The organism is Kribbella sp. NPDC056951 (assembly GCF_042674205.1).
Lineage (GTDB): Bacteria > Actinomycetota > Actinomycetes > Propionibacteriales > Kribbellaceae > Kribbella > Kribbella yunnanensis.
Map to the genome: position 1 here is coordinate 1,004,096 of NZ_JBHUQZ010000001.1, position 19,636 is coordinate 1,023,731.

Annotated in this window: 24 protein-coding genes; 11 read left to right on the plus strand and 13 right to left on the minus strand. The window is 67.2% G+C overall.

What is annotated here, in order from left to right:
- Positions 1 to 5: 5 nt before the first annotated feature.
- Positions 6 to 1,463, minus strand: coding sequence for a glycoside hydrolase (locus ACFTSF_RS04720; RefSeq protein ID WP_380152511.1), 1,458 nt, complete (start codon positions 1,461 to 1,463; stop codon positions 6 to 8).
- A gap of 80 nt (positions 1,464 to 1,543) precedes the next feature.
- Positions 1,544 to 2,920 carry a DUF2079 domain-containing protein gene (locus ACFTSF_RS04725; protein ID WP_380152512.1) on the minus strand — a complete coding sequence of 459 codons (1,377 nt, stop codon included), beginning with the start codon at positions 2,918 to 2,920 and terminating at the stop codon, positions 1,544 to 1,546.
- Between the two features lie 92 nt (positions 2,921 to 3,012).
- On the opposite strand from ACFTSF_RS04725, the gene ACFTSF_RS04730 reads away from it, so the two are divergent.
- Positions 3,013 to 3,690, plus strand: coding sequence for a response regulator transcription factor (locus ACFTSF_RS04730; protein WP_344153593.1), 678 nt, complete (start codon positions 3,013 to 3,015; stop codon positions 3,688 to 3,690).
- The gene (locus ACFTSF_RS04735) at positions 3,683 to 5,173 is read left to right on the plus strand and encodes a sensor histidine kinase (RefSeq protein ID WP_380152513.1); all 1,491 of its coding nucleotides are present in this window, start codon (positions 3,683 to 3,685) and stop codon (positions 5,171 to 5,173) included. Before ACFTSF_RS04730 ends, ACFTSF_RS04735 begins: the two co-directional genes overlap by 8 nt.
- On the opposite strand, the gene ACFTSF_RS04740 is transcribed toward ACFTSF_RS04735, so the two are convergent.
- On the minus strand, positions 5,164 to 5,568 hold the full coding sequence (locus tag ACFTSF_RS04740; RefSeq protein WP_380152514.1) for a PPOX class F420-dependent oxidoreductase: 405 nt from the start codon (positions 5,566 to 5,568) through the stop codon (positions 5,164 to 5,166). The genes ACFTSF_RS04735 and ACFTSF_RS04740 overlap by 10 nt on opposite strands.
- Before the next feature lie 60 nt (positions 5,569 to 5,628).
- Here ACFTSF_RS04740 and ACFTSF_RS04745 point away from each other — a divergent pair, with 60 nt between their 5' ends.
- From ACFTSF_RS04745 to ACFTSF_RS04755, 3 genes are all read left to right on the plus strand, one after another.
- Positions 5,629 to 6,489: a proline dehydrogenase family protein gene (locus ACFTSF_RS04745; RefSeq protein WP_380152515.1), complete on the plus strand. Its 861-nt coding sequence runs from the start codon at positions 5,629 to 5,631 to the stop codon at positions 6,487 to 6,489.
- Positions 6,490 to 6,636: 147 nt separating this feature from the next.
- Positions 6,637 to 7,224, plus strand: coding sequence for a hypothetical protein (locus ACFTSF_RS04750; protein WP_380152516.1), 588 nt, complete (start codon positions 6,637 to 6,639; stop codon positions 7,222 to 7,224).
- Positions 7,225 to 7,770 (plus strand): hypothetical protein, encoded by a 546-nt coding sequence (locus tag ACFTSF_RS04755; protein ID WP_380152517.1) that lies wholly within the window; start codon positions 7,225 to 7,227, stop codon positions 7,768 to 7,770.
- On the opposite strand, the gene ACFTSF_RS04760 is transcribed toward ACFTSF_RS04755, so the two are convergent.
- The 3 genes from ACFTSF_RS04760 to ACFTSF_RS04770 all read right to left on the minus strand — a co-directional run bounded on the left by ACFTSF_RS04760 (position 7,767) and on the right by ACFTSF_RS04770 (position 11,277).
- Complete coding sequence (locus tag ACFTSF_RS04760) at positions 7,767 to 8,336, minus strand: hypothetical protein (RefSeq protein WP_380152518.1); 570 nt, start codon at positions 8,334 to 8,336, stop codon at positions 7,767 to 7,769. The two genes, ACFTSF_RS04755 and ACFTSF_RS04760, sit on opposite strands and share 4 nt — an antisense overlap.
- A gap of 7 nt (positions 8,337 to 8,343) precedes the next feature.
- Positions 8,344 to 10,290, minus strand: a complete 1,947-nt coding sequence (locus ACFTSF_RS04765) for a hypothetical protein (protein WP_380152519.1) — start codon at positions 10,288 to 10,290, stop codon at positions 8,344 to 8,346.
- Positions 10,291 to 10,407: 117 nt separating this feature from the next.
- Positions 10,408 to 11,277, minus strand: a complete 870-nt coding sequence (locus tag ACFTSF_RS04770) for a LysR family transcriptional regulator (protein WP_380152520.1) — start codon at positions 11,275 to 11,277, stop codon at positions 10,408 to 10,410.
- A gap of 72 nt (positions 11,278 to 11,349) precedes the next feature.
- Here ACFTSF_RS04770 and ACFTSF_RS04775 point away from each other — a divergent pair, with 72 nt between their 5' ends.
- The gene (locus ACFTSF_RS04775; protein ID WP_380152521.1) at positions 11,350 to 12,009 is read left to right on the plus strand and encodes a type 1 glutamine amidotransferase domain-containing protein; all 660 of its coding nucleotides are present in this window, start codon (positions 11,350 to 11,352) and stop codon (positions 12,007 to 12,009) included.
- Here ACFTSF_RS04775 and ACFTSF_RS04780 read toward each other — a convergent pair.
- Positions 11,998 to 12,597 carry a TIGR03086 family metal-binding protein gene (locus ACFTSF_RS04780; RefSeq protein ID WP_380152522.1) on the minus strand — a complete coding sequence of 200 codons (600 nt, stop codon included), beginning with the start codon at positions 12,595 to 12,597 and terminating at the stop codon, positions 11,998 to 12,000. The two genes, ACFTSF_RS04775 and ACFTSF_RS04780, sit on opposite strands and share 12 nt — an antisense overlap.
- Before the next feature lie 52 nt (positions 12,598 to 12,649).
- Between ACFTSF_RS04780 and ACFTSF_RS04785 the strand changes: the two genes are divergently transcribed.
- From ACFTSF_RS04785 to ACFTSF_RS04800, 4 genes are all read left to right on the plus strand, one after another.
- Complete coding sequence (locus tag ACFTSF_RS04785) at positions 12,650 to 13,060, plus strand: MarR family winged helix-turn-helix transcriptional regulator (protein WP_344159185.1); 411 nt, start codon at positions 12,650 to 12,652, stop codon at positions 13,058 to 13,060.
- Positions 13,061 to 13,181: 121 nt separating this feature from the next.
- Positions 13,182 to 13,598, plus strand: coding sequence for a DoxX family protein (locus tag ACFTSF_RS04790; RefSeq protein WP_344159188.1), 417 nt, complete (start codon positions 13,182 to 13,184; stop codon positions 13,596 to 13,598).
- Positions 13,599 to 13,633: 35 nt separating this feature from the next.
- The gene (locus ACFTSF_RS04795; RefSeq protein ID WP_344159191.1) at positions 13,634 to 14,143 is read left to right on the plus strand and encodes a sigma-70 family RNA polymerase sigma factor; all 510 of its coding nucleotides are present in this window, start codon (positions 13,634 to 13,636) and stop codon (positions 14,141 to 14,143) included.
- A complete protein-coding gene (locus ACFTSF_RS04800; RefSeq protein WP_344159194.1) occupies positions 14,140 to 14,802 on the plus strand; it encodes a zf-HC2 domain-containing protein in 663 nt (220 codons plus the stop codon). The genes ACFTSF_RS04795 and ACFTSF_RS04800 overlap by 4 nt, the downstream gene beginning before the upstream one ends.
- Positions 14,803 to 15,151: 349 nt before the next feature.
- Here the strand turns inward: ACFTSF_RS04800 and ACFTSF_RS04805 are convergent, their stop codons facing one another.
- The 5 genes from ACFTSF_RS04805 to ACFTSF_RS04825 all read right to left on the minus strand — a co-directional run bounded on the left by ACFTSF_RS04805 (position 15,152) and on the right by ACFTSF_RS04825 (position 17,709).
- On the minus strand, positions 15,152 to 15,391 hold the full coding sequence (locus ACFTSF_RS04805) for a hypothetical protein (protein WP_344159197.1): 240 nt from the start codon (positions 15,389 to 15,391) through the stop codon (positions 15,152 to 15,154).
- 62 nt (positions 15,392 to 15,453) lie between these two features.
- A complete protein-coding gene (locus ACFTSF_RS04810) occupies positions 15,454 to 16,239 on the minus strand; it encodes an arylamine N-acetyltransferase (protein WP_380152523.1) in 786 nt (261 codons plus the stop codon).
- A gap of 18 nt (positions 16,240 to 16,257) precedes the next feature.
- Complete coding sequence (locus ACFTSF_RS04815; protein ID WP_380152524.1) at positions 16,258 to 16,659, minus strand: VOC family protein; 402 nt, start codon at positions 16,657 to 16,659, stop codon at positions 16,258 to 16,260.
- Between the two features lie 11 nt (positions 16,660 to 16,670).
- Entirely contained in the window at positions 16,671 to 16,997 is a 327-nt protein-coding gene (locus ACFTSF_RS04820) for a hypothetical protein (RefSeq protein WP_380152525.1), read from the minus strand.
- Between the two features lies 1 nt (position 16,998).
- Positions 16,999 to 17,709 (minus strand): SDR family NAD(P)-dependent oxidoreductase, encoded by a 711-nt coding sequence (locus tag ACFTSF_RS04825; RefSeq protein ID WP_380152526.1) that lies wholly within the window; start codon positions 17,707 to 17,709, stop codon positions 16,999 to 17,001.
- Positions 17,710 to 17,815: 106 nt separating this feature from the next.
- On the opposite strand from ACFTSF_RS04825, the gene ACFTSF_RS04830 reads away from it, so the two are divergent.
- Positions 17,816 to 18,745, plus strand: coding sequence for a LysR family transcriptional regulator (locus tag ACFTSF_RS04830; protein WP_380152527.1), 930 nt, complete (start codon positions 17,816 to 17,818; stop codon positions 18,743 to 18,745).
- On the opposite strand, the gene ACFTSF_RS04835 is transcribed toward ACFTSF_RS04830, so the two are convergent.
- Complete coding sequence (locus tag ACFTSF_RS04835; protein WP_380152528.1) at positions 18,733 to 19,503, minus strand: GntR family transcriptional regulator; 771 nt, start codon at positions 19,501 to 19,503, stop codon at positions 18,733 to 18,735. The genes ACFTSF_RS04830 and ACFTSF_RS04835 overlap by 13 nt on opposite strands.
- Positions 19,504 to 19,636 lie beyond the last annotated feature (133 nt).

Consider the following 19,636-nt stretch of genomic DNA (forward strand, 5'->3'; position numbering starts at 1 on the left):
CAAACCTAGAGGGTGACGTCCGGTACTTCGAAGGTTTGGATGGTGTTGGTTTCGAACCAGGACCAGAAGCGGGTGCCGTGCATGACGGTGTCCTGGGCGGATTGGTAGTGGGCGGTTCCGGGAGTAGTGGACCAGCGGGGTACAACCGCGCCGTCGGTGGAGGGTTTGGTGAAGCGGGCGAGGTCGAAGTCGAGGTAGGCCGCGGCGCCGGGGTTGATGGCGACGATGACGAGCTTTCGGGCAGTGGCGTCGTACGCGGCGATGGTGTTGCCGTTGCCGCCGTCGAGGATGCGCATGCCGGGGCGGATGTGGCGGGTGTAGTGGGCGAGGACGTAGTACTTGGGGTTGATCGGGCCCGTGGTGTTGTTGCCGTTGTCCTGGATGAGGCCCCAGCCGCCGCCGTCGACGACCTGCCAGTAGACCCACGCGCTGGGGTGTAGCCAGCGGAAGTCGAGACTAAGGTTGCTGGCCAACGACAGGCCGCTGGCGTCGCCTTCGCCGTACTCGGAGTTCCAGACCTTGCGACCGGCGGACTTGGCGGCGGCGGACAGGAGGTCGCGGCGGCCGCCGCCGCCCTGGTAGCCGTGGACGTTGATGCGGGCGACGTTGCCGCGGGTGGTGGAGTCGAAGCTGTTCCAGGTGGACAGCGCGTTGTCGTAGCCCCAGCAGTCGGAGGCGGCGATCGGCATCCAGCCGAGGTCGCGGGCGTTCAGTTCGGCGCGGAGGGCGTTGATGACCGGGCGCTGGGTGGCCGGTTCGAAGTGGCAGCCCTCCTGGGTGCCGTCGGCCTTCCACCAGGTGCCGTCGGGTTCGTTGAAGGGTTCGACCGAGGTGAAGTCGACGCCCCAGTGATCGTGCGCGTACCGCGCGATCGTGGCGAGGTAGACGGCGTGCTGCTGGTGGTTCCACGTCTGCAGGTTGTCGCCGCCGCTCGCGGAACCGGACGGGTTGTGGTTCTGGCACATCCACCACATCGGCGAGTTCGAGAAGAGCTCGATCCGGTTCACGCCACGGTCGCGCGCCTTCCACATCATGTTCCGCTGCGCGCTGTCGACGTACCAGTTCCAGCTGGACGACGACGGATCCGAGCTGTACCAGTCGAGCCAGTACCCGTCCATCTGCCGCGGGTCGCCGATCTTCGGCGAGCGAACCATCGACTCACCGTTGATCGGCTTCGTCGAACACGCCCCCGCGTTGTAGCGCGCGATCGTCAACCCGAGCCCGGGCAGCGCCGTCCCTTGGTAGTCGACCGTGTTCCGCGTGAAGAAGATGTCGGCGAGATCGTCGCGATTGCCGTGCGCCTTCCCCCACCAGCACAACGACGTCCCCCAGCCCTCCCACGCACCCCAGTCGCTACGCGGATCGATCGACGCGGCCGCAGCGGTCGCGGTTGAGGTCTGTCCCAGTACGGCGGCGCTCAGCGGAGCGGCGACGATCGAGCCCAGCACAGTACGACGGCGCATTGCAGCCTCCAGGGGGCGGTCCGGCAGGTAGCTACCGCGACCCTAGTCCGACCGACCGCAGTTGCCCACCTCCACAACGATCAGCGCTCGCGCAGCGGCGGCAGGGTCGGCGCCGGATGATGCATGAGCAGCAGATCGTCGTCCCGGATGACCAGATCGGCGTACCGGTAGGTGAGCTGCGGATCGTCGTACGGCGCGAGGGTCCACTCCGTCGGGCGGTTCGACTTGAGCAGGTAGACGTCGGCTTTGGAGGTGAGGTGCGGAGCGATCGTGTTGGTGGTAGTGACCGTGCTGTTGGCCGGGATGCGGTCGATCAACCGGTTGGCAGCGGCGGCGAACTCGCCGGGGCGGCCGGGGCCCTCCGAGGCTGCGGCCTGGAGGAAGAAGGCGAGGCAGGAGACCGAGAGCCCGGTGGCGATCAGCGGCAACAGCAGCCGGCGCCGACGGCCCACCAGGTGTGGACGGAGAAGGGCGAGACCGTGGATCAACGCACAGAAGACGATAGGCATCAGTACGGCGTCGTAGTGGAAGGTCGGGATCCAGTAGAGGATGTACGTGCTGCCCAACCGCCAGCCGAGGGTCGGTAGCAGCAGGAGGACCAGCGGTGATCTGAGGGCCAGGAAAAGCGTTGGTAGCAAGATCAGCATCACCAGCCAGAGCTTGTCGTTGGTGAACAGATCGCCGGACAGAGCCGCCTCCGGAGCCTTGAGGCCACCTTTGCCGAGATAGCGATAGTTGCCGTAGGCACTGAAGGCCGGGATGATCACGAACACGCTGAGCAGCGATGCGGCGGCGCCGCCGACCGCGGTGAGGATGCCCAGTCGCCGGGTGTCGGGGCGGAGCGCGATCAGCACACCCAGTACGGCGAGCGTCATACCCAGGTCTTCTTTGACGAGGACCAGCGGAGCCGCGATCGCGACCGCGCGACCGGGATGGCCGTGCAGGTACTCGGCCAGGCCGAACGCGAGCAGCGGCACGGCGAACGCGATCTCGTGGAAGTCGAACGTGATCGCGTTCAGCAGCCCCCAGGACAAGCCATAGCAGGTCCCGATGACCAGGCCGATCCGGCGGCCGAACGTCGTACTGGCCAGCCGGGCGATCGGGAAGACCGAGACCGCGAAGAACAACGCCTGCGCGACCAGCAGCGTCTCGGCCGTTGGGAAGATGCGGTGGAACGGCGCCAGCAGGATCAGGATCGGATGGAAGTGATCGCCGAGCAGGATCAGGTTCGGGTCGCGGATCGTCGATACCGGGAGATGACCCTGGGCATAGCTGTGCACCGCCTGGTCGAAGATGCCGAGATCGAAGGCGCCGGTCCGGTACGACCAGTGCTGCATCAGGACGAACCAGGTGTTCACGGCGGCGAAAGCGCTAGCCAGTACGGCGGCCGGCCAGGCCCGGGCGCGGTGCTCCGCAATCGGTACGGCGGCGCGGGTGAACCGGTCTGTCAGCGTCATGACCGGGAGTATGGAAACGGGCCGCCCAAGAGAACCTGAAGCATGCTGAAGCGTTCTTCAGGATGATCCGTACGGCGTGCGAACCTGGTCCGGTGCGGCTACTGGTGGTGGAGGACGAGCAGCGCCTCGCGGCGGCGGTGAAGTGGGGCCTGGAGTCCCACGGCTTCACCGTGGACGTCGTTCACACCGGTCCGGAGGCGTTGTGGGCGGCCGAGGAGAACGAGTACGCCGCGATCATCCTCGACGTGATGCTCCCCGGGCTGAACGGATACCGAGTCTGTGAAAGCCTCCGCCGTACCGGTGTCACCACTCCGATCATGATGCTCACCGCCAAGGACGGCGAGTACGACCAGGCCGAGGGACTGGATACCGGCGCCGACGACTACCTGACCAAACCCTTCTCGTACGTCGTTCTGGTGGCGCGGATCCGCGCACTGCTGCGGCGCAGCGGGTCGGTGCGAGCCGCACTGGAGGTCGGTGACCTGGTGATCGACCCGGCGGCGCGGACGTGCCGGCGGGGAGACGCGGCGATCGAGCTGACCGCGCGGGAGTTCGCGATTCTGGAGTGCCTGGTACGGCGACCCGATGTGGTCGTCACGAAACGCGAGATCCTCGACCAGGTGTGGGACGCGCACTACGACGGCGATGTGAACGTCGTCGAGGTCCACGTGAGCGCCCTCCGCCGCAAGATCGACCACCCCTTCGGCCGGAAGACCCTGGAAACGGTGCGAGGCATGGGCTACCGCCTCACCGGGAGCACCCATGCCTAAACTCTCGACCGCCGCCCGGGTCACAGTCGTGGCCGGTCTGGTCAGCAGCATGCTGGCGGCAGGGTTCGCGTTCTGGATCCGCCACGAGGTCTACACCTCGCGGTACAAGGTTTCGCTGGTGCAGGCCCAGACGGCCCTTGATGCGATCCGCGGGGACATCGGGATCACGGCGGGTGGGCCGGGGCGCGCGCCGACTCTCGCTCGCCACGACTCGGATGAGTACTTCGAGATCGTCGACAGCTACGGCCGGACCTTGGCGGTGTCCGACCGTATCGTGCACCTGCAGCCCGGTGGCCGCCCGATTCAGCCAGTGCCCCGCCCGGACGAGACCTCACAATGGGACGCCGGCAACTATGTGACCGTTGCGGCGCCTGATCCCGCGAAGCTGCAGGAGATCTGTGCTTCGGAGTCGACCCGCAACAGCAGGATCTGCGTGGGCCTGAACCGACTGCCCGGGCGACGACTTGAGGTGGTTCGGGTGGTGGTGCCGATCTACTCGATACGCGTGCTGGATCGGAGTTCCGTGGCCGGTCGCCTGCACGGCTCGGTGGCTGTGGCGGTCCTGGTCAACCCCCTCGAAGCGGAGGACGCAGTGGCCAGTGTCGACCAGGTGCTCAGGCCCGCGCTCCCGCTGGCGGTGCTGTTGATCATGCTTGGTGCGTATGTCGGGACGCGGACGGCACTCCGGCCCGTGGAGCGGATGCGGGCTCAGGCGGCGGCGATCGGTCAGCGGAATCTGCACGAGCGGGTGCCGGTGCCGCGGACCGGGGATGTGGTGGCTCGGCTGGCGACGACGTTGAACGAGACGTTGGGGCGGTTGGAGACGGCCGCCCAGCAACAACGCGGGTTTGTGGCTGATGCGGCTCACGAGTTGCGGAGTCCGATTGCCAGTCTGCGGGCGATTCTCGAGGTGGCGAACGAGCATCCGGAGCGGGCGGATTGGCCGCGGGTGAGCGGTACTGCGATCGAGGAGATCCGCCGGTTGCAGCAGTTGGCCGACGACCTGTTGCTGGTGGCGCGGCTTGATGCTGAGCCGAGCAGCACCAAGCAGTCCGTCGACCTCGCCGAGCTGGTACGGCGGCAGTTGGCGAGGCGGGTGGATGAGGGGCCTGGGCTCACGTTCGATGCGCCCGAGTCAGCCATGGTCGCCGGTGATCCCGCGCAGCTGGAGCGGTTGGTTCGCAACCTCGTTGACAACGCGATCCGGCACACCCGGACGACAGTTGCCGTGGGCATCGAGCAGCGCGACGGCGACGTCGTACTGCGGATTGATGACGACGGCGCCGGGATTCCGGAGGCGGAACGGGAGCGGGTGTTCGAGCGGTTCACCCGGCTGGATGAAGCGCGGAGTCGGGATGCCGGTGGTGCGGGGCTCGGGTTGGCGATCGCGCGGGAGATCGCGCTCCGGCATGGCGGCGCGCTGACGGTTTCCGAAGCGCCTGGCGGTGGAGCGCGGTTCGAACTCGTGGTGCCTCAGGTGTGATCGTTGAGGCGGTCGGGGGTGAGGCGGATGACGACACGGTGGACCTCGGGTGGGAGGGCGACGTACTCGGCGGCTGCGTCGGGGCCGTCGTACTTGATGGCCAGGGACTGGGCGAGGGCGCGGTCCTCGTCGGGGGTGATGACGGCCTTGGCGACGATTTCGACGTAGCGCATCGGGTCGGTGCGGTCGATGACCAGGAGGCTGGTGCGGGGGTCGGCGACCAGGTTGCGGGTTTTGTAGTAGGCGGCGTCGGACGAGATCAGTACGTCGTTGCCGTCGCGGCCGATCCAGACGACGGTGTTTCGCGGGGCGCCGGTGGAGTTGAGGGTGGTGAGGACGCCGACGTTGGTGTCGTCGAGGAGGGCGCGGGCGGCTTCGGAGAGTTCGGCAGGCATGGTGCGAGGTTATGCCCGAAAGGGAGCGAAGGCGGTTGTCGAGGCTGGCAGACTCGGGGCATGCGTTGGGACCGGGCGGTGCTTTTCAAGTTGGCGACGAACGAAACACTCGAGCAGGTGGTCAAGGGGCTGCCAGGTGGGGAGGAGAACGCCTGGCGGGCGGCTTCGCGGTACGTCGCGGGTCGGACGCGTGACGAGGCGTTGCAGGTGGCCGAGGCGCAGTTGGCGCTGGGGCATGGGGTGAGCCTTGACCTGTTCGGTGAGTTGTCGGTGGATGCTGCCGACGCGGAGCGGGTCGTGGACGAATACCTGGAGCTCGCGGAACTGACGACGGGGTGGTTGTCGCTGGATCTCTCGCATCTGGCGGTCGACGTGGATCCGGCCGGTGCTGCCGATCGGGTCGCGCGGATCGCGGGAGCGCTGCAGAGCGGTCGCCGACTGCAGATCGGTGCGGAGGACACCGGGCGGACGGATCGGATCCGCGACTGTGTCCTGACGGTGGCGGGTCGTGGGCTCGGCGATCGGCTGGGGGCGACGGTGCAGGCGAACCTGGAACGGTCCCCGGAGGACATCGACGCGTTCGCGGAGGCCGGCGTACAGATCCGGCTGGTCAAGGGCGCGTACGTCGAACCCAGCGGAGCCCACCCGTACGGCGAACCGACGGATGTCGCCTACCTGCGGTTGGCCCATCAGCTCGCTGAGCGTGGGGCCGACTGGTCGTTGGCGACGCATGACGGGCGGCTCCGGGAGGCGGTGTTGCTTGCCCTGGGCAAGGTTCCGGTCGAGCAGTTGCTGGGGATCCGGCCGGAGGTGCTCGCGGAGCTGCGCGACCGTGGGATCGAGACGCGCGTCTACGTGCCGTACGGCCCGTCCTGGTTCCGGTACTGGCTTCGTCGGGTTGCCGAGTCGCGGGGCGCATAAGGGGCCCTTAAGGCCAGCGCGCACCTGGTATGGAACTCGGTTCCGAAAAATCCCATGCCAGCCCCTAGCTGTTGGGTAAGCGTTTCCCCTACGGTGAGCTCGCGTACGCGGACAGTTACCGCCCCGACTTTCCGATGAGGTAATGCGATGAAAATCCTGCGCACTCTGTGCACCGCCGCTGTACTCGGCCTGGTCGCCCCGGCCGCCGCCCACGCCCAGGTCGAGCCTGGCGGCTGGACCTCCTACTCGCCGTCGTTCTCCGAACAGGAGCGCGGCTGCGGCCAGATCAATGGCTTGAGCTTCCAGCTCACCTGCTCCACCGCCAGCGGCGACCAGCGAGCCGAGCGCCGGTACGCGACGTACTCGAGTGGGACCCGGCAGTTCGAAGGGTCGTTCCGGATCACGTCGATGACCGGCAGCCGGATCAGCCTGAAGCAGACCTTCAACGAGAGCGGTTCCGGCCCGTTCTTCATGCTGGCCGTGGAAAACGGCGGCCGCCTGTACCGAGTCGGCGGCGACACCCTCGCCGGCGGCGCGACCGTCGGAACCACGGTCCGGGTCAACACCGTGCACCAGGTCGGCAGCGCGCACCGGACGTACATCAACGGTTCGCTGAAACACAGCATGTCGAGTCCTGGTGGGAGCTTCTACGACAAGTTCGGTTCGTACCGGACGGACAGCGGTCGCGGTCCGATCCAGGTCCAGTGGAGCGGCGTGCAGTTCTGGCGCAAGTGAATGAAGCTCCCCGCCCTCTGCGCTCTCCTGCTGCTGGTCGGCTGCGCCCCCACCGACCAGCAGCAGGCGTTCCAGCTGACCGCGGATCTGGTCGCCGATGACGTGACCCTGCGCTGGTCGGGCGCGCCCACCAACGCGGCGTACCTGATGGTCGAGTACGCGACCGAGGAGAACGGCGAGTACACGATCCTCAGCTTCCTGCCCCCGGATCACCACGAGTTCCAACACCCCGACCTGATGCCGGCAACAACCTTCTACTACCGCGTCACGCCCCTCACCGCTCCTGAGGGCCAGCCCGCTACCGCCCATCCCCAGCCCAAGGAAATCCACCTCAGCTGGCAAGACACCAGCACCAACGAAGACGGCTACCTTCTCGAACGCCGCCGTACCGCCCAACCCGCCGAAGTAGCCGCCTACCTAGACCCCAACGCCACCTCGTTCAACCTCCCCCTCCTCCCCACCGACCAGCCCGCCACCTACATCCCCCGCCCCTTCCACCGAGGCACCCCCAGCCCGGTAACCCACGAAACAATCCCGCCGGATTAGTCGCACGGCGTCCACTCGATGTCTGCGTCGTACTGTGCCGACAGAGCGTCCAGCCGATCGCGCACACCAGTCCATGGCCTCAGCTGGAACTCTTCGGTCAGGATGCGAAGGAGCAGTCCGCGATCGGGGTCGTCGTACGCGCGGGTGTTCTCCAGTGCGTCGATCATCCCCGCGCGACCGTCGTCGTATCCGAGCTCGTCGAGGACGTAGCCCGTCATACAACCCAGCGCGAGAAACTCCGCCAGCGACTCGCCCACCACATAATGCGGCTTGTCAGCCAAGGGAACGCTCAGGACCACGCGCGTGCCGGTATCACCGAACAGCGCGCAGAAGTGCGTCCCGTCGCCGCCTGTCGATGCGAACCGGAACCCGTTCTGCACGCCGTTCGGATAATCGCTGACGAAACCTGGCTCGTACGGCGAGTCCAGGAACAAGCTCGCAAACCCGAACGCTGCGGCTGTCCCGCCCTCGAACGGCACTCCGGGCGGCATGCTGGCCGCGGTTCGCTCCGCCAGTGCCCACAGGCGTTCCCAGTCCGTGCGGAAGCTCGTCGGTACGTCGGCCATCCGCACATCATGGCAAATGAGGCTGGTGCTCCCGTCTGCGAATGCGGTGGGTGCCGGTCGGGTCGACGTGGAAGACGAATCCATGGGGTGTGGTCCATTCGAGGGTGGTGGGGTTGATGCGGCGGACGTTCCAGCCGCGCGCGTGTGTTTTCACTCGGTGGGCGTAGCGGCCGAGTGGGGCGAGGTTTTCTGTGTTTGTCTGGCCTGGCGGGCCCAGTGGGTCGTAGGGCTCGAGGTGGTCCAGGTCGATGCTGTGGTTGGTTTCGCGGGTGCCGTAGGGGAACAGTTCGACCGGGTGGGTGAGTTTGACGCGTTCTCGGATGCGTTCGGAGGCTTCGTAGCAGTTGACTGAGACTGCGTGGTTGAGGTCGATGACGGGCTTGACGATGTAGGGGCTGTATCCGATCAGCTCGCTCAGCTGGGTTGCCAGTAGGGGGCCGATTTCTTCGGCCCGCACGACACCGTCGCCGGCCGCGAGTGTGTGGTCGGTGAGGTGGACGTAGATCTCGGTCTTCCCGGGGCGCGTGGGAGTGCCTGGGCGCGCGGGGGTGTCTGGGGGCTGGATGGAGGCTAGTCGGGCGTAGGCGTCGTGTTTGATCTGCGCGAGCCGGCTGGCGAGCGCGCGTTGTGCTGCTGCGTCCATGGGCTCGCCGTCATCGGGGTCGTGGTCTGTGCCTGCGGGGAAGGGTTCCGCGAGGTGGTCGGTCCGGCGGTCCGTGTGGTCGAGCGGATCGGGATGGTCGCTGTTGCTCGGGTGTGGTGCGTCTCGATCTGCCTCGTCGTCCGGGCCAGGCTCATCCGGTACAGGCACGTCATCACCCACCCATCCATCGCCCCCGGGAGCGTCCGGCGTCGCGGCGCTTTGAGTGCGGGCGTTGGACGTGGACGTGGGCGTCGCTGCAGCGCGGGAGGCCCCGGTGTGCGCGGTCGCCGTGTTTGCGGTGGGTGCAGCCGTGTTCGGTACCGGTGATTCCGCAGCGGAGGTGTCGGCGGCGGGGTCGCCGGGAGCGGGTGTGGCGTCGTGTGATGCCGGGGGCTGCGGGGTTGAGGTGTCCGGGGCAGACGTGGCTGGTGGTGGGGTGGGGGCTGCGGCAACCGGCGCGGCAACGGGCGCGGTAGCTGGTGCGCTGGCGGGTGCGGGCGGGGCGGGTGGGTGCGGTGCCGGGGAGGGGGTCGGGTGGTGGTGGGCTTGGGTGAGGAGTTCTTGGGCGAAGATCGGGTCGGCGATGATGCCGACTGCTTCGGCTCGGCGGATCTGGGTTGAGCGGGTGTCGCCGAGGGTTTGCTGGGCGTCGCTGAGAGCGTGGATGGTGGCGTCGAATCGGGTGGCCGCACCCGAGGAGGTGCGGATGTAGATGGTTTTGGTGCCGTGTCCGTCGGAGCGGCCGATGAACACGCCGCGTTCGCGGACCTTCGCGGCGGCCTCGGCGCGGGCTCCTTCGGGGTCGATGTGCATCTTGGCTGCCTTGACGATCTTGTCGAGGCGGTACGGGGTGATCGTGTCGATCAGGGCGGCGACCCGCTGGTCGACGTAGCGGGCGGCTTCCTCGGACAGGTCCACGCAGTCGCGGACGAGGCGGCAGGCCTTCCACGGGGTTGCGTCGCCGGACAGGACTCGCGCCCAGGTGAACGGGAACCGGTGCCGCAGTGCGAGGGCATCGCCGATGATCTTGGCGCCGATGCGATGCGAGACGCCGTGTACGGCCGCGTATTCGGCGATCGCGAACTCGGCGATCTCCGGGCAGCCCTCACCACCCAGCACCACCGCGCATTCGCGGCCGTCGGAGGAGCGGCGGCCGGGGCGTGGGGTGCAGGCGTCGGGGTGGAAACGGTCGGCGTAGACCTGGGCATGTTCGAGTACCCGGGCATCGGCCCGGTTCGCCATGGCGCGATGCTCGGCGGACGACTCCAGCAGGTCGGCCGTCGAAAGCAACGTCAGATCATCATCGAACATGCGTTCTAGTTTAGGCAGCCACAGCGATGCATGCAAATCGCCGCAGCGTCAGAATCCCTTGTCCACAAGGGAAAACATCACACCTGCATCAGCCGCGAATCCGTGTAAACCGGGGCCTCAGGATGCGCGCAGTACGGCGAGCAAGTGCTCTTGTACGGCGGTTGTCGCCGCAGCACTGTCGATGCGTGTCGTGAGGTAGAGGGTGTTGAGGGGTGGGACTTCGGGGGTGGTCAGGGGGACCAGCGTGCCGTTGGTTAGGTGGGGGTGGCAGAGGTAGGTGGGGAGGACGGTTAGGCCTGCGCCGGCGAGGGTGGTGGTGAGGGCGCCGCGGAGGTCGGGGACTACGAGGTCCGGGGTTCGGGTTAGGCGGGTGTTGAAGACGGTTCGCCAGTAGCGGCGGAGGATGGGGGCCTCTTCGGCGTACGCGATGAGGGGGATGGCGCGGAGTTGGTCGGGGGTGGTGACTGGTGAGGCTGGTGCCCAGTGGGGGGCGGCTACGAGGGTGAAGGTTTCGTCGTAGCAGGGGGTTGCACGGAGGCCGGCTCGGCGGGGGCGGGTGGAGCTGATGACTAGGTCGAGGCTGCGGTCTTGTAGGCGGTCCAGGAGGTCGTCGGGGAGACCGAAGGTCGTGCGGACCTGGAGGCCGCTGGCTATGCGTGGGGCCAGGGCTGGGAGGACTTCGTGGCAGAGGAAGTCCGATGGGCCGCCTAGATGCAGGGTGGTTGGAGCCGGGTCGTCTAGTTCGTTGCTCAGGAGGGATTGGAGTACGTCGACCGGTTCCGCGATGCGGCGGGCTAGTTCGTTGCCGGCGCTGGTGGGGCGGACGCCGCGGGGGAGGCGGTCGAAGAGTGGGCGGCCGAGGTTGCGTTCGAGGGTCTTCAGTTGGGCAGTGACTGTTGGTTGGGACAGACCGAGACTCTGGGCGCCGCCGGTGATCGATCCGGCTCGGTGGACGGCGAGGAAGGTCCGGAGCAGATCTAGTGACATATCAGGAATCTTATGCCTTGCCCCAGGCTGATCTATTGGATTCCGATAGCTCCAACGACGCATGATGGAGGCATGACACGCGTACTGATTGCTTTGACCAGCCACTCCGAGCTCGGCGACACCGGGCGGAAGACGGGCTTCTATGTTTCCGAGGCCGCTGAGCCGTGGGCGGTGTTCACCGAGGCCGGCTACGAGGTGGGCCTGGTTTCGGTTGCCGGTGGGCGGCCGCCGGTTGACGGGCTTGACGAGAACGACCCGGTGCAGCAGAAGTTCCTCGCTGCGGTGGACCTCGAGCACACTCCGGTCGCGGCCGAGCTGGACGCGACGGCGTACGACGCGATCTTCTTCGCCGGTGGGCACGGGACGATGTGGGACTTCCCCAGCGCCGATGATCTGCTGAAGCTGGCTGCTGACATCTACGAGCGCGGCGGTGTGGTTGCGGCCGTCTGCCATGGCCCGTCGGCGCTGGTGAATCTCAAACTGTCCGACGGCACGTACCTGATCGACGGCAAGAACGTCGCCGGCTTCACCAACGCCGAGGAGGCGGCGGTCGGGCTGACCGACGTCGTACCGTTCCTGCTCGCCGACGAGCTCACCGCGCGCGGCGCGATCCACCACGCGGCCGACAACTTCGCCGTACAGACTGTTTCCGACGGCCGGCTCGTCACCGGCCAGAACCCGCAGTCCGCCCAGCTGACCGCCGAGACCACCGTGAAGGCCCTAGCTGGATAGCGGCCACAGCGGGTTGCGGCCGAGTCGCGCGACGATCTGGTCGAGGCGACCCGGCCCGGACCAGTCGACCTCCGGGCCGAAGGGTGCGCCCGGGTCGAGCCGGCCTGGGCCCTGCGGAACCATCTGCGTGACGGCCCACGCCGTGACCAGGACGTCCTGGGTGAAGTCGACGGTGGTGCCGAGCGACTTGGCCAGATCCCAGCTGTGGACGACGTAGTCGATGAAGTGGAAGCTGACGGCCTGGTGACCGGGTGCCTTCACGTCCGGACCGAATTCCGGCAGCGCGAAGATCCGCTCGGTCACGCCGTCCTCCGCGAATGCCTCCAGGACGTGCTCGGCGGACTCGATGTAGGCCTGCGCAGGATCGTCGCCGAGGTCGCGCAGTTTCCAGAGGTCGGGGTCCGATTCACCGCGGGAGGCGGCGGCGAATCCATAGTGCTGCGTGGTCATGTGCGCGAGCAGGCCGTAGACCGTCCAGGCTCGGCAGGGTGTCGGTCGGTTGAGGTCGGCGTCGGTGACGCCGGCGGCGACCTCGATGCCGGCGTTGACGGCCTGGCGGTCGAGGAGGACGAAATCGATAGTAGGCATGTGTAGATCATAGGCAGCTGCATATGATTGCGCCAGTGTTATCTTTTCGGGCATGGAAGAGCGCCCCGATCTGGCCGCGCTGCTGTACCCGCTGGTGCGGGTGCTGATCGCCGCCGAGACGCCGATCCTCGCCGCTCACGACCTCTCGATGTGGGGTTACTCGGTGCTGACCGCGCTCGACGAGACGCCGGTCCGCACCCAGGCGGCGCTGGCCGAGGCGATCGGCGCGGACAAGTCGCGGATCATCGGGACGCTCGATGAGCTGCAGGCCGCCGACCTGATCGAGCGCTCGCCGGATCCCGACGACCGCCGCGTCCGGTTGCTGTCCATCACGGCCAAGGGGCGCCGCGTCCGCCGTACTGTCCGCAAGAGCATCCGGGCCTACGAGGACGAGCTGCTCGGCACGTTGCCGGCGGCCGATCGGACCGCTTTTTTGCGGTCACTCCGGGCGTTACAGCAGTAGACCGTTTCAGAGCAACCGATTCGGCGTGTGACGTAAAGGTCACTTTCGGTTGAACCAGATGAGCCGGGGATCCGTTCGCATGGGCAAGTCCCCAAACCGCCCCTTGAGGAGTGAGGCTCTCATGCAGGTACTGGAGCGTTATCAGTCGCAGGTGATCGGTGTCTTCAGGATCGTGGTCGGATTCCTGTTCGCCACCCATGGTGCTGCGTCGTTGTTCGGTGTCCTCGGATCCAAGCAGGCCGAGGCGTTCGTGTGGCCGTCGTGGTGGGCCGCCGTGATCCAGATGGTCGGCGGTGCGCTGGTGGCGATCGGGTTCGGCACCCGGTACGCCGCACTGCTGTGTTCCGGGTCCATGGCGTTCGCCTACTTCACGGTCCACCAGGTGGATGCTTTGCTGCCCGTGCAGAATGGTGGCGAGAAAGCGGCGCTGTTCTGCTTCGCCTTTCTGCTGATCGCATTCCTCGGGAACGGCGCCTGGGCGCTGGAGCGGGGGACCGCGGCCACGCAGCGGCAGACGGCAGCCGTCGCGACCGAGTGAGCGTTTAGCCCATGCCCGACAGAGCAGGAGCCCCGATGGCCGACGACCGGGCCGCGATGCTGCGCGAGCTGCACGATGTGCACGCTCCCGCGCTGTGGCGGTTCGTGGTGCGGCTGACCGGCGACGACCGACTGGCCGAGGACGTCGTCCAGGAAACCCTGCTCCGGGCATGGCGAAGGCCGCAGATCCTGACCGAGGACGAAGCGGGGGCCCGGGCCTGGCTGTTCACGGTGGCGCGCAATCTCGTCATCGACGACCGGCGCAGTGCCCGGGTCAACCGCGAGGTGGCCAGCGGCGACCTGCCGGAAAAACCCAGTACGGATCACGCGAACGCCGTACTGGATGCCTGGCTGGTGGCCGAGTCGCTGGCCCAGTTGTCGGAGGAGCATCGGCAGGTGATCGTCCGCGCGTACTACGGGCGCCGGACGGTCACCGATATCGCCGAGGAGCTGGATATCCCGTCGGGCACCGTGAAATCGCGGCTGCACTACGGGTTGCGGGCGATGAAGCTCGCGCTGCAGGAGAAGGGGGTGACAAGCCAGTGAGTGACAAGTACCGGGAGTGGGACGCGGCGTACCTGCTGGGTGCGCTGGCCGCGTCCGAGCGCCGGGAGTACGAGGAGCATCTGACCACCTGTGCCGAGTGCTCGGCCGCGGTGGCGTCGCTGACCGCCGTACCGGCCGCGTTGGCTGCGTTGCCGAGTGAGCAGGCGATGGTGTCGGTCTCGATCAGTACGCCGAACCTGCTGCCGGGGCTGGCTCGCAGGGTCGACGAGGATCGCAAACGCCGACGGTTCCGCGTGGGTGGGTTGGTCGCGGCCGTGGCGGCGGTGTCGATCGGGATCGGTGCGGTGCTCGCGGTACCGCTCGTTCAGGACGAGCCGCAGGGCGACTACGTCGTGCTAGCGCAGACCGTGGAGAGCAAGCTGTCCGCAGACGCCCGGCTGGTGCCGGAGCGCTGGGGGACGACTATCGAGATCAGCTGCCGGTACGACGAACTTGCGACCCCGAGTGAGCGCGCCCGGGGATACGAGCTGTACCTGACCGATGCGTCGGGGAAGGCGCAGTTGCTGGCGACCTGGACCTCCTCGCCCGGTACGACGGTGAAGCCGGCCGCGACCACGAAGTTGAAGCGGAACGAGATCCGCGGGCTGGACATCCGCAGTTCGGAGAGCGGCCGCATCCTGCTCGCTGTCCACTTTTGAGCGAATGCGTGCATAACGCATCACTCTGCGGGCACCTGGGGGGCACGAGCCGCCGGTCGCGCGCGAGGCCGACGACCCAGGCCCCGGTGTTCAGGGATGAGTGCACCGGGGCCGCCCTCTGCCCTGATCCGGAGAACGTCCGGAAGAAACTTCCCTGATTCGTGTAACACTCGCGCCGTCACCAGCGATACACCGTGTGTAACGCCACTGAGGATCCCGTCCCAGGTCAACCGCCCGAAGGGCCTGGGACGGGGTTCTCGTCCGCCGCTAGGCGCCCCGGCCCGGCGTTACAGCAGAAAGCCCCCGGTTGACTCGCATCCCGGGGGCTTTCTCATGTACTGCGGCCCTCCTACGAGGCCTGCTCATTCGGCGCGGGCGGCGCGGCCAGCGCGATCCGGTCCGCCGGCAGGCGTTCCGTCCGCTCCAGGCCCTCGTCGTCCTCGTACTGCACCAGACCGGTCCATCCCGATTCCTCATGCTCGCGGCCGATCAACCAGCCGCGACGCCACTGGCCGTCCGCAAGGACGACCACGTGACCAGGCAGAGGGAGACGGGACACCAGGTCGGCACCGGGTTCGAACTCACTCATGGCCGTAGAATAAGCGCTTTTCGCCGCTACCGCCTCTCGAAGCGTGTCTTCTCACAACCTTCTCAGACAAGTTTCAAGCGATCGATCTCTTCATCGCTGAGCAGAACATCCAGTCCTGCAAGGACTTCCGGCAGGTCATCAGCCGGTACGGCGCGCGTCGTCGACCGACCATCGGCGTACTCGGTGGTGAGCTCGGAACCGACCAGCCGCCGTACGACGCCGTCCGCGACCCGCATCACCACCGGGCGGCCGGTGAACGGTGAGTTGGGATGCGTGGAAACGTAGTGGTGATAGACCTCGTAGTCGATCGGGCGAACCGGCTCGTCGTTCGACGCGTGCTGTGGAATCCAGCCCTCGCTTGTCTGCTTCGCCAATGTCCACACGTCGCCGTCGCGTGTCAGTCGATGATCCCAACCGCCTTGGTCGATGACGATGCCGTCCTTGAGTGGTGTCGGATACAGCTGGCCGGCGCCGAATCCCACATCGGCCAGGAATTCCTGGCCGTCCACGCCGACTTTGAGGAGGGCGTGAGTGCGCGGTCCCGCCTTGTGCGGTTGAACTCTCGCGACTCGTCGACTGACCTCGAAGCCGAGTCGCTCAAGCGCTGCCCCGAACAGCAGCGCGTGCTCATAGCAGTAGCCGCCGCGCTGCCGTCGTACCAGCTTGTTCTGAATGGCTTCCAGCGTGATGCCGGGGTGGGTACCGAGGATGACGTCGATGTTCTCGAACGGGATCTTGAGCACGTGTGCGCGATGGAGACTGTTCAGACTCTCGGCGGACGGGGTGACGTGCGGATGGCCGATCCGGTCGAGATAGGCGGGCAGGTCGAGAGCCTCGATGTTCCACATGGCGACTACCTCAACACTTCAAGATGACTTGAGGTCAAGCTCGGTGAACAGGGTGAGCTGGATGCCGCCGGGGGTCTCCAGGCGAGCGTTCAGTGAGTCCCACGGCGTCCTCGTCGGCTCGGCGATCACTGTTGCTCCTGCCTGCGCAAGCGTTTGGGTCATCGCCGCCGCATCGTCGACCTCGAACGCGACCCGGTACTTCCCGGCGACCCGGCGGCCGACCTCGACGCGGTCGATGAAGTCGGCCTGCGCCGGATCGGCGATCTCGAGTGTCGCGCGCTCGACCTCGAGGATCATCACCCGCCCGTCCTCCGACTCATACGATTCCCGCTCGGGCAGGCCGAGCACGTCGCGGTAGAACGTCACCGCCTCGTCGTAGTCGTCCGCCGTGACCACCAACCGCAGCTCTTTGACTCCCATACAGTCAGTATCTACAGACGGGAGACCTGATAGTGCGCGATCAGACCCTTATTGAGTAGGACGCTGAGGTTGACGGTGATAGTTGGCCGGTCGGTGAAGCTGAAGTCCACGCTCAGATAGAGCAGTTGCAGTCCGTCGGCGAGGTTGCGGGTTTCCAGTACGGCGTACTTCGCGGTCAGCCCGAGCGGTTGCGAGTCGTAGTACTCGGCCACGGCGTCGCGGCCGACGCCGTACGGGTGCAGGCCTTGGAAGATCGCGTCCTCGGTGAAGAGTTCGGCGATGGCCTTGGGGTCGTGGGCGGCGATGCCTGCTGCCCACTGATCAAGTGTTGTATTCATGTCAGTGACCCGCCTGCTGGCCGCCGTCGACGTGCAGGATCTCGCCGGTGACGAACTTCGCGCTCTCCAGGTAGGTGACCGCGTCGACGATCTCCTCGATCTCGCCGAGCCGGCCGACCGGGTGCAGGGCCGCGAGGAACTCGTGCGTCTCCTCGGGATGCATCGGGGTCCGGATGACGCCGGGGGAGACGGCGTTGAAGCGGATGTTGCGCGCGGCGTATTCGATGGCGAGCGAGCGGGTGACCGAGTTGAGGCCGCCCTTCGTGAGTGCAGCGAGCGCGGCCGGGACTTCGCTGAGTGCATGCTCGGCGAACGTGGTGGTGATGTTGACGACGTGTCCGCCGGTCTCGTTCTCGAGCATGGCGGTGACGGCCCGGCGGGTGGTCTCGAAGAAGCCGCGCAGGTTGATGCCGCTGACTTGGTCGAACTCCTCGTCCGTGTACTCGGTGAACGGCTTGGCGACGAAGATGCCGGCGTTGTTGACCAGCGCGTCGATCCGGCCGAAGGCGTCCAGGCCCTGTTCGATCACTCGGGTGCCGACGCCGGTCTCGGCGATGTTGCCGGGGACGGCCAGGATGAACGGGTCGTCGGAGCGGGTGATCGACCGGGAGTTCGCGACGACGGCGTACCCGAGCTTGCGGTACGCCGTGACCAGGCCGGCTCCGATGCCCTGGGAGGCTCCGGTGATCACGGCGACTTTCTGGGTGGTCATGGTTCCTGCTTTCTGGTTGAGTACTTCGATAGTTGTCGAACCTTGTGAGCTTTTCCACGACCGGTTTGCTCCCAGCTGGGAGGCTGCGCCTACTACTGTTCGGAGGGTGGAGCTGCGGCAGTTGCGGTACTTCGTGGCGGTCGCCGAGGAACTGAACTTCGGGCGGGCCGCGGCGCGATTGCACATCGCCGGTCCGTCGCTGTCGCAGCAGATCAAGTCGCTCGAGCGGGATCTCGGGGTCCGGCTGTTCGAGCGTGATCGGCGCACGGTCACGCTGACCGCGTTCGGCGAGACGTTGCTGCCGCGGACGCGGGCGCTACTCGAGCAGGCCGACGACTTACGCCGTACGGCGCGTGGGTTCGCGATGAGTGAGCCGGTGCGGCTGGGGTACGTGAGTTGGCGGCCGGCCGATCTTGAGGAGCGGGTGTCAGGGGTCGCGCGGTTGCGGGTCGACGCGTGGGTGATGCCGTCGCACAAGCAGGCGGCGCGGGTGGCGGACGGGAGCCTCGACCTGGCGATCACTTGGGTGCGGGCGACCGACCTCGCCGAGCAACAACTAACCGGTTGGTTGCTTGGCGTCGACCGCCTGTACGCCGTCTCGATCGGCGACGAGTCGCCCGTCGCGGCTCGGGACACGGTGGTGCTCGTTGACGCCGACGCGGAGACCTGGGCCTCGTGGAACATCTACGCGCTCGAATACGCCCGCTCGGTCGGCGCATCAGTCGAGCGGATCGACGACCACGGGATCACCGGGTCGGCGTTCTACGACCATGTACGGCGGCTGGGGCGGCCGGTGCTGAGTTCGCCGAAACGGGACGCGACTCCGTTGCCCAGTGGATTCACTCGGCGGCTGGTGGTTGATCCGGTTCCACTGTGGACCTGGGCGTTGGTGTCGCGCTCTTCCGAGTCCGATCCCGCCGTACTGGCGGCAGTGGAGGCGTTGACGCGGGATGTGGTGGTGGAGCTCGGGCCCTCGCCGTACTGGCTGCCTGGCGACGACCCGTTTCGGCCGGGGGCTTTGACCTACCAGCCGTGAGCCTGCGCGGTGGCCGGGGTCAGGCGGTAGCCGGTGTTCTCGGAGAACTCGGCTGAGAGGGCGAAGCGGTCGCCGCGGACGATGGTGTGACGCCACTCGACCGGGCGGTTCTGAGCGGTGCCTTGTCTGATGATCGAGAAGACCGCGGCCTCGGCCGGGCAGTGCAGCAACGCCCGCTCGGCCGGGGCCGGCATCACTGCGCGGATGTCCTCGCGGCCGTGGTCCAGGCGGAGACCGGTGCGCTCGGCGAGCTCGTTGTACAGGCTGGTATGGGTGAAGTCGGCGTCCAGCAGCGGCTCCGCGAGCGCTGCGGGCAGCCAGACTCGGTCCAGCGCGAGCGGCTCGTCACCGGCGTACCGGAGGCGTTCCAGGTAGAGCAGGGGGATGGACGCCTCGAGCTCGAGGCGGGCGGCGATGACGCCGTCGGCGCGGATGTCGAGGGCGCGGACCACACTGTGCTGCGCGAGGCCCGAGGCCTCCACCGAGGAGAACAGGCTGTAGAGCGCACCCATCGGCTGCCGGATCTCCGGGACTGTCGCGACCCGGGGTTGGCGGCCGCGCTCCGCCACGATCAGGCCGTCGGCCCGCAGTTGGCCGAGCGCCTGACGGACGGTATGCCGGCTGACCGCGTACTGCTCGACCAGCGCCAGCTCGCCGGGGAACGCGGCATCGAACGCGCCGGACTGCAGCCGCCGGATCAGGTCGGCCTGCAGTTGTTTCCACAACGGCTCCCCGCCGGAGCGGTCAAGCGCGGTCATCCTTCAAGCCTCCGGTTTGCCAAATGTCCGGTCATCTCTTAGCTTAAATGTACGTACATCTTCGCGAGGAGGGGCCGAGCCGATGGTGCAGGTCGAGATTAGGTCACCCGACGACTCGTCCCCCCATCCCACG